This window comes from Allobosea sp. NPDC055332, assembly GCF_053645455.1.
Genome location: NZ_JBSHMO010000001.1, coordinates 369,673 through 382,439 on the forward strand (window position 1 = coordinate 369,673; position 12,767 = coordinate 382,439).

General features: G+C 67.0%; 12 protein-coding genes. 5 read left to right on the top strand and 7 right to left on the bottom strand.

The features are described from left to right. Window positions 1–118: 118 nt before the first annotated feature. Window positions 119–1,906, top strand: a complete 1,788-nt coding sequence (locus ACWIGM_RS01915) for a cation:proton antiporter domain-containing protein (protein WP_454024238.1) — start codon at window positions 119–121, stop codon at window positions 1,904–1,906. Window positions 1,907–1,928: 22 nt separating this feature from the next. Here ACWIGM_RS01915 and ACWIGM_RS01920 read toward each other — a convergent pair whose 3' ends face one another. Both ACWIGM_RS01920 and ACWIGM_RS01925 read right to left on the bottom strand, forming a co-directional pair. Continuing rightward, window positions 1,929–3,026: a glycosyltransferase family 4 protein gene (locus ACWIGM_RS01920; protein WP_454024239.1), complete on the bottom strand. Its 1,098-nt coding sequence runs from the start codon at window positions 3,024–3,026 to the stop codon at window positions 1,929–1,931. Beyond that, on the bottom strand, window positions 3,026–3,859 hold the full coding sequence (locus ACWIGM_RS01925) for a UDP-2,3-diacylglucosamine diphosphatase (RefSeq protein WP_454024240.1): 834 nt from the start codon (window positions 3,857–3,859) through the stop codon (window positions 3,026–3,028). Before ACWIGM_RS01925 ends, ACWIGM_RS01920 begins: the two co-directional genes overlap by 1 nt. Before the next feature lie 125 nt (window positions 3,860–3,984). Between ACWIGM_RS01925 and ACWIGM_RS01930 the strand changes: the two genes are divergently transcribed. From ACWIGM_RS01930 to ACWIGM_RS01945, 4 genes are all read left to right on the top strand, one after another. After that, window positions 3,985–4,764 (top strand): SDR family oxidoreductase, encoded by a 780-nt coding sequence (locus ACWIGM_RS01930; RefSeq protein ID WP_454024241.1) that lies wholly within the window; start codon window positions 3,985–3,987, stop codon window positions 4,762–4,764. 65 nt (window positions 4,765–4,829) lie between these two features. After that, window positions 4,830–5,282 (top strand): GNAT family N-acetyltransferase, encoded by a 453-nt coding sequence (locus tag ACWIGM_RS01935; protein WP_454024242.1) that lies wholly within the window; start codon window positions 4,830–4,832, stop codon window positions 5,280–5,282. Between the two features lie 133 nt (window positions 5,283–5,415). After that, a complete protein-coding gene (locus ACWIGM_RS01940; RefSeq protein WP_454024243.1) occupies window positions 5,416–6,345 on the top strand; it encodes a DMT family transporter in 930 nt (309 codons plus the stop codon). Between the two features lie 118 nt (window positions 6,346–6,463). Next, complete coding sequence (locus ACWIGM_RS01945; RefSeq protein WP_427364281.1) at window positions 6,464–7,084, top strand: helix-turn-helix domain-containing protein; 621 nt, start codon at window positions 6,464–6,466, stop codon at window positions 7,082–7,084. Window positions 7,085–7,121: 37 nt separating this feature from the next. Here the strand turns inward: ACWIGM_RS01945 and ACWIGM_RS01950 are convergent, their stop codons facing one another. The 5 genes from ACWIGM_RS01950 to ACWIGM_RS01970 form a co-directional block, all read right to left on the bottom strand. Continuing rightward, window positions 7,122–8,057 (bottom strand): c-type cytochrome, encoded by a 936-nt coding sequence (locus ACWIGM_RS01950; protein WP_454024244.1) that lies wholly within the window; start codon window positions 8,055–8,057, stop codon window positions 7,122–7,124. A gap of 157 nt (window positions 8,058–8,214) precedes the next feature. Then, window positions 8,215–8,646: a c-type cytochrome gene (locus tag ACWIGM_RS01955; protein ID WP_454024245.1), complete on the bottom strand. Its 432-nt coding sequence runs from the start codon at window positions 8,644–8,646 to the stop codon at window positions 8,215–8,217. 132 nt (window positions 8,647–8,778) lie between these two features. Next, window positions 8,779–11,088, bottom strand: coding sequence for a xanthine dehydrogenase family protein molybdopterin-binding subunit (locus ACWIGM_RS01960; RefSeq protein ID WP_454024246.1), 2,310 nt, complete (start codon window positions 11,086–11,088; stop codon window positions 8,779–8,781). Window positions 11,089–11,253: 165 nt separating this feature from the next. Further along, window positions 11,254–12,207, bottom strand: coding sequence for a YiiG family protein (locus ACWIGM_RS01965; RefSeq protein WP_454024247.1), 954 nt, complete (start codon window positions 12,205–12,207; stop codon window positions 11,254–11,256). Window positions 12,208–12,439: 232 nt separating this feature from the next. Beyond that, the gene (locus tag ACWIGM_RS01970; protein ID WP_454024248.1) at window positions 12,440–12,754 is read right to left on the bottom strand and encodes a rhodanese-like domain-containing protein; all 315 of its coding nucleotides are present in this window, start codon (window positions 12,752–12,754) and stop codon (window positions 12,440–12,442) included. Window positions 12,755–12,767 lie beyond the last annotated feature (13 nt).

Here is a 12,767-nt window from a genome sequence, read left to right on the forward strand (position 1 = left end):
GGTCGGCCAGCGGCGGGGCAAGTTTTCGTCAGCCCGGCACGAGTTTTGGTTTGTGTTGCAAGGCTTTGCCAAGCAAAGCTCTGAGATCAGCAGCTTCGCTTGATTCTTCGAGGGTGACGTGGCCGGGACGATTGATCCTTCCGCCTATCGCGACGCCATGGTCGTGCTCGCCACGGCCGGCGTGATCGTGCCCTTCGCCAAGCGCTTCCGCGTCAATTCCGTCGTCGCTTTCATGGCCTGCGGCGCCGTCCTCGGCCCCTATGGCCTCGGCGGCCTGGTTGCCCAGATCCCCTATCTCAGTGCCGTCACCGTCTCGAATGCCGATGCGCTCGCGGGCCCGGCCGAGCTCGGCGTCGCCTTCCTGCTCTTCGTCATCGGGCTGGAGCTCTCCTATGAGCGCCTGATGACCATGCGCCGGCTGGTCTTCGGGCTCGGCCTCGGCCAGGTCGCATTCTGCGCCGCCGCGATCGGCGCCATCGCCTATGGCTTCGGGCAGCCAGCACCGGCGGCGCTGCTGATCGGCACCGCGCTCGCCCTCTCCTCGACAGCGATGGTAGTCGAGCTGCTCTCGGCCCATCGCCGCATGACCTCATCGGTCGGTCGGTCGAGCTTCGCGATCCTGCTCTGCCAGGATCTTGCGGTCATCCCGCTGCTCTTCCTGGTCAGTGTGCTCGGTACACAGGAGAACGGCTCACTGCTGCTCAGCCTGACCCAGGCGCTGCTGCAGGCGGTCGCGGCGATCGCCGCCATCACCGTGATCGGGCGCCTCGCCATGCGCCCGCTCTTCCGTCTGGTCGCCTCGACCGATTCCTCCGAGAGCTTCATGGCCGCGACCCTGCTGGTTGCCCTCGGCACCGGGTTGATCGCAGCCGCGGCGGGCCTTTCCATGGGCCTCGGCGCCTTCATCGCCGGGCTGCTGCTGGCCGAGACCGAGTATCGCCGCGCCATCGAGGTGACGATCGAGCCGTTCAAATCGCTGCTGATCGGCGTCTTCTTCCTGACTGTCGGCATGAGCGTGAACCCGGCGGCGCTGGCGGCCCAGCCGATGCCGATCTTCAGCATTGCCATAGGCCTCTTCCTCGCCAAGGTCGCGATCACCTTCCTGCTCGCCCGCTACTTCAAGCTGTCCGTTCCGACCGCATTGGAAACCGCGATCATGGTCGGCCCGGGCGGCGAGTTCGCCTTCGTGCTGCTGACCGCCTCGGTCGCCGCCAAGCTGGTCGACCAGAGTGCGGCCTCGCTGGTGCTTGCCGGCGTCTCCCTCAGCATGATCCTGCTGCCGCTCGCCGCTCGCCTGGCGCGCGCGCTTTCCGCCCGCCTCGCCCCGGCAGTGAAACTTCCTGACGAAGCGAACATCCTGCCGCCGGACGACCACGCCCCGCGCGCCATCGTCGTCGGCCTCGGCCGCGTCGGCCGGCTGGTCAGCGAAATGCTCGAGCAGCACCGCGTCCCGCATATCACCGTCGATGCCGACGCGACCTTGATCGCGGCGCAGCGCCGCGCCGGCCGCCCCGCCTTCTACGGCAACGCCACGAAAACGGATTTCCTGCGGCTCTGCGGCCTCGAGGAGGCGACCGCGCTGATCGTCACCATCGACAATCCCCGTGCCGTCGACGAGATCGTCGCGGCGGCGCGCGGCGTGCGGCAGGACCTCATCATCGTCGCTCGTGCTCGCGACGCCAAGCATGCGCGGCATCTCTACGAGCTTGGCGTCAACGACGCCGTGCCGGAGACGATCGAGGCCAGCCTGCAATTGTCGGAAGCGGCGCTGGTCGGCCTCGGCGTGCCGATGGGCCTCGTCATCGCCTCAGTCCACCAGCGCCGCGACGACTTCCGCAGCGAGCTCAAGCCGGCGAGCGCGCCGCAGCCGGCACTGCCGCGGCATAAGCGGTCACGGCGGCTGTGACACCGCGCGCCTGACCCGAATTCTAGGCGAATTCCTTCCGCTCCGCCGGCTCCAGCCTTACGGATAGCGTCGTCGAAGCCGGCGCCAATTCGGGCCGTACCGCCTTGCCTGCGGCTGCTGCCTGCATCGCGCGACGCATGTGGCCGTAGAACTGCTCGGCACTGCTGTGCCAGCTGTGACGCTGGGCGAGTTCGAGCCCGGCCTGGCGCGGCAGTCGCAGGGCCGAGAGCGCGGCCTGGCGTAGATCCTCGTGCAGCACCGCCGCCTCGCTGCCGGCGAAGACGTCGCTCGGCCCCTGCACCGGGAAGGCCGCGACGGGCAGCCCGCTCGCCGCCGCCTCCAGCAGCACGATGCCGAAGGTGTCGGTCAGGCTCGGGAAGACGAAGACGTCGGAGGAGGCATAGATCGCCGCCAGCTCCTCGCCCTCGCGCGCGCCAAGGAAATGCGCCTCGGGGAAGGCGCGCTTGAGGTCGGCACGGGCCGGCCCGTCACCGACCACGACCTTGCTGCCGGGCAGCCGCAGCGACAGGAAGGCCTCGAGGTTCTTCTCGACCGCAACCCGGCCGACGCTGAGGAAGATCGGCCGCGGCAGGTCGAGCACGCTCTCGGTCCGCGGATGGAACAGCGAGAGATCGACGCCGCGCCCCCATCGCAATATGCGCTCGAAGCCATGGGCGTGCAGCTCCGCCTCGACCGTGGCGGTCGAAACCATCACGCCGGCTGCCGGTCCGTGAAAGCGGCGCAGGAAACGATAGCTCCAGCTCTCGGGGATCGGCCAGCGCGCCGCGACATATTGCGGGAAGCGGGTGTGGTAGCTCGTGGTGAAGGTCCGCTTCTGGGCGAGGCAGACGGCCCGCGTCAGCCAGCCGATCGGCCCTTCCGTCGCGATATGGATATGGTCGGGGCCGAACTCGGCGATGCGTTTGGCGATGTGCCGGCGCGTCGCCAGGGCGATGCGGATGTCGGGATAAGACGGCAGGCCGACCTGCCAGAAGCCTTCCGGCGTCAGCATCTGCGGGGTGACGCCGAATTCCGGCGCCGCCTCGACCATCCGCTCCAGCGAGCGCACCACGCCGTTGATCTGCGGGCGCCAGGCGTCCGTCGCGATCAGGACGCGCATCACGCCGCCTCGACGAGGCTCGGCACTGGCGCAGGGCGGGCCGTCGTCGGAGCCGGCAGAGCCGGCTTCTCGCCCCTCAGCCGGTGCTGTGGCCAGCGCACGATCTCGAAGCGGCCATCGTCGTGCTCGACCACCGCCGTGCAGCTTTCGACCCAGTCACCGGTGTTGATATAGGTCAGCCCGTCGATGTCGCGCTGGGCGGCATGGTGGATGTGGCCGCAGATCACGCCGTCGGCCTTGTGCCGGCGCGCCTCGTCGGCGAGGCACTGCTCGAACTCGCCGATATAGTTCACGGCGTTCTTGACCTTGTGCTTGGCCCAGGCCGAGAGCGACCAATGCGGCAGGCGAAGGACGCGGCGGACCTTGTTGATGCCGTGATTGAGCACGAGCGCGATCGTGTAGGCCCAGTCGCCGAGCAGCGCGAGCCATTTGGCGTTGCGCACGACGAGATCGAACAGGTCGCCATGGATGACGAGCATGCGCTTGCCGTCGGCGGTCTCGTGGACGATGTCGTCGACCAGCGTGATGCCGCCGAACTGCAGGCCGGTATAATCGCGCAGGAAGTCGTCGTGATTGCCGGTAACGTAGATCAGCTTGGAGCCCTTGCGCACCTTGCGCAGCAGCTTCTGCACCACGTCATTGTGGGATTGCGGGAAGTACCAGCCGCTCTTCAGCCGCCAGCCGTCGATGATGTCGCCGACCAGATAGATCGTCGGCGCGTCATAGGCACGCAGGAACTCCAGCACGAGATCCGCCTGGGCTCCGCGCGTGCCGAGATGCAGGTCCGAGATGAAGATGCTGCGAACCTGCTTGGCGTCGCTGTCGTCGCTCATACCCGCCGACCCGTCCTGTTGCGATGCCTCCGGCGTGTGTCTGATTTGCACTACGCTTTGATGACGCGGCGGGAAAACCGTGCTTTGCCTGCCGGCACAGGAACGGACCTTTCCGGGAGACGACAATGGATCTGGGTATCGCCGGCCGCACGGCCATCGTTTGCGCCTCCAGCAAGGGACTGGGCCGAGGCTGCGCCCAGGCGCTGGCCGAGGCGGGCTGCACCGTCGTCGTCAACGGCCGCGACGCCAAGACGCTGGAGGAGACCGCCGCTGCGATTCGGGCCAGCACTGGCGCGACCGTGATCGCCGTCGTCGCCGACGTCGCGACCAAGGCTGGGCAGGATGCGCTGCTCGCCGCCGCACCCAACCCCGACATCCTCGTCAACAACAATGGCGGCCCGCCGCCCAAGCCGTTCCGCGAGGTGACGCGCGAGGGACTGCTCGAAGGCGTGGCGCAGAACATGGCGACCCCGCTCGAGCTGGTGCAGCGCGTCGTCGACGGCATGATCGAGCGGCGCTTCGGCCGCATCGTCAACATCACCTCGGCGAGCGTGCTCACCCCGCTGACCGGGCTCGACGTCTCCTCCGCCGCCCGCGCCGGCCTCACCGCCTTCCTCGCTGGCGTGGCTCGCGAGATCGCCCATGCCAACGTCACCATCAACAACATCCTGCCCGGCGTGTTCGATACGGACCGCATCAAGACCGCGACCAACAAGGTCGCCGAGATGCAGGGCATCAGCATCGAGGAAGCGACGAAGCGGCGCCTCGCGGCCGTCCCGGCCGGGCGCTTGGGCACGCCCGACGAGTTCGGCAAGCTCTGCGCCTTCATTTCCAGCGCCCATGCCGGCTACATCACCGGCCAGAACTTCCTGATCGACGGCGGCTCGTTCCGGACGAACTTCTGACAACAGGCTGGCCGGGACGCCTCAGGGCGCCCCGGCTTTCACCCCCCAGAGCCAAACTGAGACCGATGACGATCGCCTATCGCCGAGCCATTCCCGAGGACACGCCAGCCTGCGTCGTCCTGCGCGGCAGGACGCGAGAGAACGCCTTCTCGGTCGAGCGCCTCGCCGAAGCGGGCGTCACGCTCGAGAGTTGGCGCGCTGCCATCGCCGACGGCAGCCTGCCCGGCCATGTCGCGACCGAAGACGGCAGAATCGTCGGCTATTGCTTCGGCGAGCGCGAGACCGGCGAGATCGCCGTGCTGGCGCTGCTGCCGGAGCATGAAGGCCAGGGCGTTGGCAGGACGCTGCTGAACCTTGTCGTCGCGGACTTCAACGAGTTCGGACTCGCCAGACTGTTCCTGAGCTGCTCGTCCGACCCTGCCGTTCGCTCCTATGGCTTCTACCGGCACCTCGGCTGGCGCTCGACCGGCAGCTTCGACGATCGCGGCGACGAGATCCTCGAATATCGCTTCGCCTGACCCCCGCTTCGACAGCGTCCCGCATCGCGCCGGTCCGATTTGCAAGATCGGTGCTTGGAACGGCTCCCTGCTCGTGGTCTAAGGAACGGACGTCTTGCACAAGACTTCCATTCCTCGTGCCCGACCTGTTCTCTTGTCACCGCTCCTCGGCATCAGCCTCAAGCTGCTTTCGGCCCTATCGTTCACGCTGATGTCGGCCGGCATCAAGACGCTGGCTTCGCGCTATCCCACCGGCGAGCTCGTCTTCTTCCGCTCGTTCTTCGCGCTGATCCCGCTGATCATCTGGCTGGCCTGGCGCCACGAATTCCCCGAAGCGCTGAAGACGAGCAATCTGCGCGGCCATCTCAAGCGCGGCGTCATCGGCTCGACCGGCATGTTCCTCGGCTTCGCCGCCCTGCACCTGCTGCCGCTCTCGGACGCGGTCGCGATCGGCTATGCCGCGCCATTGATCGTCGTGGTGCTGGCGGCACTGATCCTGAAGGAGCGCGTGCGCATCTATCGCTGGACCGCCGTCGCCGTCGGCTTCCTCGGCGTGCTCCTGATGCTCTCGCCGCATATGGGTGCGCAGGCCTTCGGGCATGGCCTCTCGGGCGGACCCGCCATCGGTGCGCTGCTCGCGCTCGCCGGCGCCTTCTGCTCCGCCTTCGCCTCGGTCGAGGTCCGGCTCCTGACCCATACCGAGAAGACCGGCGCCATCGTCTTCTACTTCATGTCGCTGACCTCGCTGCTCGGCCTCTTGACGCTCGCGCTCGGCTGGACCGTGCCCGACCTGAAGGACTTCGCCCTGCTCGTCACCATCGGCGTGCTCGGCGGCCTCGGCCAGATGCTGCTGGTCCAGGCCTATCGCTATGGCGATGCCTCGCTGATCGCGCCGTTCGAGTACTCGACGATGATCTGGGCGACTGCGCTCGGCTGGTTCGTCTTCGGCGAATGGCCGGTCCTCGCCGTGCTCATCGGCTCGTTGATCGTGATCGCCTCGGGCATCTACGTCATCCTGCGCGAGCAGCAGCTCGGCCTGCTCAAGAAAGAGACGCGCGAGGCCGGCCCGTCCCGTTCCGTCTGACGCCCTCGACTTGCCGCTTGGAGCGATCCGAGGCATTGTCCGCTAGGACAAACAATCGTTCTCTTTCCCAAACGGCAAAATCCTGGCCGGGCTAGAGACGACGGCAGGCAAGAGCGCAATGGGCATCGAAACCAGGGAACGTGGCGGGCGCGAGCTGGAATCAGGCGCGCAGGTGATCTCGGGCCAGCTCGGCAAGACGATCCAGCGGCTGCGCAAGGCCTATAACCTCTCGCTCTCGGAGCTGGCCGAGCAGTCCGGTGTCGCCAAGTCGATCATCAGCCAGATCGAGCGCAACGAGACCAATCCGACACTGGCGACGATCTGGCGGCTGTCGCAGGCGCTCGACGTCTCGATCGAGCGCGTGCTCTCGACCAATGAGGAAGAGGCCTTCATCGAGAAGATCGCCCGGCCCGACACGCCGATCCTGGTCTCCGAAGACGGCAAACTGCGCCTCGCCATCATCGGCTGGATCAAGACCGTCGAATGGCTGCAATGGTACGAGGTCAGCGCCGAGCCGGGCGGCGAACTCGATTCGGAAGGCCATCAGCGCGGCTCGATCGAATCGCTCTCGGTCAGCGCCGGCGAGTTCGAGGTCGAGGTCGGCGGCATAACCCAGCGCGCCAAGGCCGGCGAGACCCTGCGCTATCGCTGCGACCGCCAGCACGTCGTCCGCTGCATCGGCGACCAGCCGGGCACCGCCCTGATGGTCTGCATCCTCAAAGCGGCGGTCATGGACTGAGGGTTCGCCCGCGAGCCCTTCCCTCTTACTTGTCAGCCTACCCGCCGGCCGCCTTCTGCGGCCGCGACGGCCCCTTCACCGCCGGCAGCGACTTCAAATACTCCGCCATCGCCAGCCTGTCGGCATCCGATAGTTGCGCCATATTGCGCACCACCGCCGCCATCGAGCCGCCGACATTGTCGAAGCCCGGCGTGAAGCCGGTCTTGAGCAGTTCGGCGATCTCGGCCTTCGACCATTTGCCGAGGCCATCCTCGGCCTGGGTGATGTTCGGCACCCAGCCCTTGCCTTCAGGGTCGGGCCCGCCGGCGAAACGCGTCGCCTGGACGATGGCGCCGAGCTGGTTGCGGCTGGAATGGCACTCAGCGCAATGCCCCGGCCCGTTCACCAGATAAGCGCCGCGATTCCATTCATCGCTCTTACTGGGGTCGGCCTTGAACGGCGTCCCGTCGAAGAACAGCAGCTTCCAGCCACCGACGGCGCGGCGGATGTTGAAGGGGAAGCCGAGCTCATGGCCGGGCGCCTTGCCCTCCACCGAAGGCAGCGTGCGGATATAGGCGAGGAGATCGGCCACCGCCTTGGCCGGCATCAGCCGGTAGGAGGTGTAGGGAAAGGCCGCGTAGTAATGCTGGCCCGAGGGCGAGACGCCGGCGGTCATCGCCTGGATGAAGTCGGCCGTGCCCCAATTGCCGATGCCGTCGCGCGTATGCGGCGAGATGTTCGGCACGTGGAACTTGCCGAAGGGGGACTCCAGCACCAGCCCGCCGCCGAGCCTGGTCTTGTCGTCCTGGCCGGGCGTCGCATGGCAGGAGGCGCAGCCGCCGGCGGCGAACAGGAGCTTGCCGTTCTCGACATCGGGCGCCGGCAGCGTGCCGACCTCCGGGCCCGGCGAGACCACGCGCGGATCGGTGAGGACGAAGAAGCCGGCGATGCCGAGCGCGATGAAGACCAGAAGCGTGATCAGCAGGCGGCGCATCGGTTCCTCATTCGGTTGTCCCCGGCAAACAACGCTCGTATCGCGACAGGGTTCGCCCCTGACACCGCAGACACGAATGGAGCGGGCCTCCACCAAGGAAGCCCGCTCCTTCGATCAGGTCAAATCTGCAAGTGAAATCCGGCAGCGTCAGCCGCCGTCACTTCTTGATGCGGTAGGTCTCGTGGCAGCCGCCGCAGTTCTTGGTGGCGTCGCCGAAGGCCGTACGGAAGCCGGCGAGATCGGTCGCGGCCGCGCCCTTGGCGGCATCCGCCTCGAACTTGGCGAAGGCGGCCTTGAAGCCGGCCTGGTCCTCCCAGATCTTCGGCGCAGCCGTGGTCTCGCCGCCGGTCTTGGCGCTCTCCGGATAGAAGCCCGGCATCTTCTTGGCGGCGTCGCCATAGGTCTTGAACACCGCCTGCGCCTTCGCGGCGTCGAAGGGTGCCTCGCCCTTGGCCATCGCCGCGCCATCGCGCGTCGCGGCGCCGACGGCCTTCATCGTGTCGCGCCGCTCGGAGATCGGGTCGGCCTGGGCCAGAACGGCAGAGACGCCGACGGCGAGACCGAGGGCGACGAAAGCAGTGCGAAGCATGCGTGGGAATCCTCCGGAAGGCAGCGCCGGAACGGGCGCTGTTTTGAACTCTTCCAGATCAACGCAGGCACACGACAGCGCCAAGTCGCATTGTCGTGAAACTCATTGCAAAAACGCAATGAGACCCTTGCGTCAGAGCGGATACCCCGCGGTCCTCAGCGTCGCGAACACCTTGGCCGGAGTCGCCGGCATGTCGATCGCCGTGACGCCGGCGGCGCGGTTCAGCGCATCGACCAGAGCGTTCATCACCGCCGGGCAGGCGCCGATCGCGCCGGCCTCGCCCGCGCCCTTCACCCCGATCGCATTCGTCACGCAAGGCACGTTGCGCGTCTCGAAATGGAAGTTCGGGATGTCGATCGCGCGCGGCAGGGCGTAGTCCATGAAGGTCGCGGTCAGCATCTGGCCGGACGAGTCGAAGCGGATCTCCTCCATCAGCGCCTGGCCAATGCCCTGGGCCGCTCCGCCATGGACCTGCCCCTGCAGCATGATCGGGTTCAGCGTCACGCCGAAATCGTCGACCACGACATAGTTCTGGATCTCGGTGCCGCCCGTGGCCGGATCGACCTCCAGCTCCACCACATGGGTGCCGTTCGGATAGGTCGCCTCCGGCGGCGTCCAGCTCTGATGGACGCTGAGCTGCTCGGCCTTGGCGCCGGGCAGGTTGGCGATCGCCTTGAGATCGAGCGTCTTGTCGGTGCCGACGATGCGCACGGCACCATCGACGATCTCGAGGTCGCCCGGAGCGGCTTCGAGCGCCTCCGAAGCAAGGCTTTTCAGATTGTCGGCGAGGATGCCGGTCGCCGCATTGAGCGCCGCGCCGCCGACGGGGATCGAGCGCGAGCCGCCGGTGCCCGAGCCGGTCGCGATCCGGTCGGTATCGCCCTGGACGACCTTGATGCGGTCGAGCGGGATGTCGAGATGCTGGGCGACGAGCTGCGAATAGGCGGTCTCGTGCCCCTGCCCGTTCGACTGGGTGCCGATCAGCACGGTGACCGTGCCGTCCTTCTCCAGGATCACGGTCGAGCTCTCCGGCCCGCCGCCGCCGCAGGCCTCGATATAGCAGGCGAGCCCGATGCCACGGATCTTGCCGGCCTTCTGCGAGGTCTTCAGACGGCTCTTGAAGCCCTTCCAGTCCGCCACCTCCATGGCGCGGCGCATATGGCCCTCGAACTCCCCGGAATCGTAAACCGGGCCGGTCTGCGTCTTGTGCGGCATCTCGCTCGGCTTGACGAAGTTGAGAGCCCTGACTGCATCCGGCGTCTTGCCGGTCTCGCGCGCGATCGCATCGACCAGCCGCTCGATCAGATAGGCCGCCTCGGGCCGCCCGGCGCCGCGATAGGCATCGACCGGCGTCGTATGGGTGAAGACGCCGCGGAAGCGCACATGCACTGCCGGGATGTTGTAGCAGCCCGGGGTCATCGTCGTGCCGACCCAGGGGATGAAGGGCCCATATTGCGAGAGATAGGCGCCCATATCGGCGGCAAGATCGACCTTGAGGCCGATGAACTTGCCGCGCTTGTCGAGCGCCATCGTCGCGGTGGTCAGGTTGGCGCGGCCATGAGTGTCGGCGAGGAAGTGCTCGGTGCGGTCGGCGACCCAGCGCACCGGCCGCTTCAACTTCTCGGCCGCGACCATGGTCAACGGATATTCGCGGTACATGAAGATCTTGGTGCCGAAACCGCCGCCGACATCGGGGGTGATCACCCGGATGCGGGAGGGATCGACCTTGAGGATATAGCTGGCGAGGATGTCGCGCGTGCCATGGCTGCCCTGGCTGCCATGCGTCAGGGTCCAGCGCTTGGTCGCCTTGTCGTATTCGGCGATGCAGGCGCGCGTCTCCATGTAGTTGGAGGCGAGGCGGTTGTTGACGACGGTGACCGAGATGACCCGGTCGGCCTTGGCGAAGGCCTCTTCGGTCTTCTTGGCATTGCCCTGCTCCGCCTCGAAGGCGACGTTGCCGTCGCGATCCGACCAGACCTGCGGCGCTCCGCTCTCGAGCGCCTCGGCGATGCCGGTGATCGAGGGCAGCGTCTCGAACTCGATCTCGATCGCCTCGGCGGCGTCACGGGCCTGGTCGAGCGTCTCGGCGACGATGAAGGCGATGGCTTCGCCGACATGGCGCACCGTGTCCGTCGGCAGAACCGGCACCGAGTTCGGCTTCACGCTCTTGCCGGAGATCTCCTTGATCAGCCCCTTGCAGGGGATGTCGCCGAGATGGGCGACGTCCTCGCCGGTCAGGATCAGCTTGACGCCCTTGCGCTTCAGCGCGGCCTGCTTGTCGACGATCTTGAATGTCGCATGCGCATGCGGCGAGCGCAGCACATAGGCATGCAGCGCGCCCTCGACGGCGGTGTCGTCGGTGTAGCGGCCAGTGCCGGTGGTCAGGCGCTGATCCTCGACCCGCCGCACCGGCTGGCCCATTCCGAACTTCATCGGACGCATCGGCAAACTTCCTTCGGATCACTCGAATGAGAAAGACTGGCGCAGGATCGCCGCGCCGTCACCCCAGCCCATATGCGGGGGCCGGGATGCACGGGATGCAAGCAGTTGGGTCTTGAACTAGAGCCGATCCGCCCGGGCTAAATCAACCCGGCCGGCAAACGGTCTCTAGCGGATCATGCGCGCGGCGCTGTCGGACATCGTCACCATCATATTATAGCTGGAGACGATGCGGTTGGCGTCATTGGCCGCGCCCTTGCGGACATCGCCCTTCGACTTGCCGAGCTTCTCGCGGAAATCGCGCAGATTGCCGAGCCAGGAGCTGGCCGAGGAATCGATCATCGGCACGCCGGACGGGTTGCTGTCCTTGAACCGGTCCATCTCCTTGATCGCGCCGGAATAGCCGGCGAGCGCCGTATCGAAGGCGGCGAGATCGACGATCGGGCTCTCATTGCTCGGCATCACGTCCATCACGGCGCGCGCATTGATCATGATGTTCCGCAGCTGCCAGCGGGCAAGGCGGCCCTCGCTCGCCTCGATCGCCGCGAGCTCGCGTGCGTCGATGCCCTTCTTGTAGCCGTTGAGCTGATTGCTGAAGACGGTCCGCTCGCGCAGGAAGGCTTCCGCCGCCGGCACCATCTTGGCGTGCAGCTCGCGGCCCTCGGCGGCGTTGTCGTCGCGGTAGTCCTTGCGCTCGTAATAGCGCTCGGCCCGGGTGATCAGCGGCGCCAGCTCCTGATAGGCGGCGATGTAGCGCTTCACCGCGCTATCCAGATCCGCTTGCGCCGGCGGCTGGCCGGCGGCCGCCTCGGCCTTGGCGATCTCGTCCTTGACGTCATAGAGGCTGTAGAGCCCGTAGGAGATGTAGCGCTCCTTGCCGGTCGGGCCCTTCTTCATGTCGACCCAGCTCTTGTAGCGATCCCAGGATTCGATCGCCCGGATCGTCCGGTTGGAGAGCGAGGTATAGGCATTCGACTTGGCGATCGCCGCCTGCAGCTCGGGATCCTGCGCCGGCTTCTTCGCTGCAGTCTGCGGAGCGGCCTGCGCGAAGGCGAGCGGGGCTGCGGACACGGAACAGAGCAGGGCTGCGAGGGTAAGGCTCAGCAGGCGGGAGGCCTTCATCAGGACACCTATGGTCGACCGCGGCCGGATCTGGGGCCGCGCCCCGTTATCGGCGCTGGCGCCGCGAACCGCAACCGGAAGGCGATGCCTCAGTATCCGTTCGGACGCCGTCAGGGCGTGGCGAGACTGGTGTTTTTCGAGCATCGGAGCTGAGCGTACTCACAGTACGTGAGCACCGAAGCGCAGAAAAACGCCAGTCGCTGACCGCCATCACGGCGTCGCGGATGGATACTCAGCGCTCGACCGGCTCGCCGCGCATGGCCCAGTCCTTGAAGCCGCCGATATAGTGGCTGTCGATGTCGAGCCCGACGGCCTGCGCGAATTCGAGCGCCCGCAGCGAGCGCACGCCGGCGGCGCAGGAGAGCACGACGCGCTTGCCGGGCTCGTTCGGCAGGTCGGCCGGATCGAACTGCGAGAGCGGCCGTGACACGGAGCCGGGGATGCGCCCTGCCGCAAACTCGTGCGGCTCGCGCACATCGACGATGAGGATCGAGCCGTCGGCGAGCCCCGCCTTGACGGCGTCGATGTCGAGGTCGTGTACGATCATGCTGTCGCTCTTG

What these genes read in the sequence shown, in the direction of transcription:
- ACWIGM_RS01930 (WP_454024241.1), top strand. Translation starts at nt 3,985, where the DNA reads ATGGATCTGGGTATCGCCGGCCGCACGGCCATCGTTTGCGCCTCCAGC.
- ACWIGM_RS01970 (WP_454024248.1), bottom strand. Translation starts at nt 12,754, where the DNA reads ATGATCGTACACGACCTCGACATCGACGCCGTCAAGGCGGGGCTCGCC.
- ACWIGM_RS01945 (WP_427364281.1), top strand. Translation starts at nt 6,464, where the DNA reads ATGGGCATCGAAACCAGGGAACGTGGCGGGCGCGAGCTGGAATCAGGC.
- ACWIGM_RS01950 (WP_454024244.1), bottom strand. Translation starts at nt 8,057, where the DNA reads ATGCGCCGCCTGCTGATCACGCTTCTGGTCTTCATCGCGCTCGGCATC.
- ACWIGM_RS01935 (WP_454024242.1), top strand. Translation starts at nt 4,830, where the DNA reads ATGACGATCGCCTATCGCCGAGCCATTCCCGAGGACACGCCAGCCTGC.
- ACWIGM_RS01965 (WP_454024247.1), bottom strand. Translation starts at nt 12,207, where the DNA reads ATGAAGGCCTCCCGCCTGCTGAGCCTTACCCTCGCAGCCCTGCTCTGT.
- ACWIGM_RS01925 (WP_454024240.1), bottom strand. Translation starts at nt 3,859, where the DNA reads ATGAGCGACGACAGCGACGCCAAGCAGGTTCGCAGCATCTTCATCTCG.
- ACWIGM_RS01960 (WP_454024246.1), bottom strand. Translation starts at nt 11,088, where the DNA reads ATGCGTCCGATGAAGTTCGGAATGGGCCAGCCGGTGCGGCGGGTCGAG.
- ACWIGM_RS01955 (WP_454024245.1), bottom strand. Translation starts at nt 8,646, where the DNA reads ATGCTTCGCACTGCTTTCGTCGCCCTCGGTCTCGCCGTCGGCGTCTCT.
- ACWIGM_RS01920 (WP_454024239.1), bottom strand. Translation starts at nt 3,026, where the DNA reads ATGCGCGTCCTGATCGCGACGGACGCCTGGCGCCCGCAGATCAACGGC.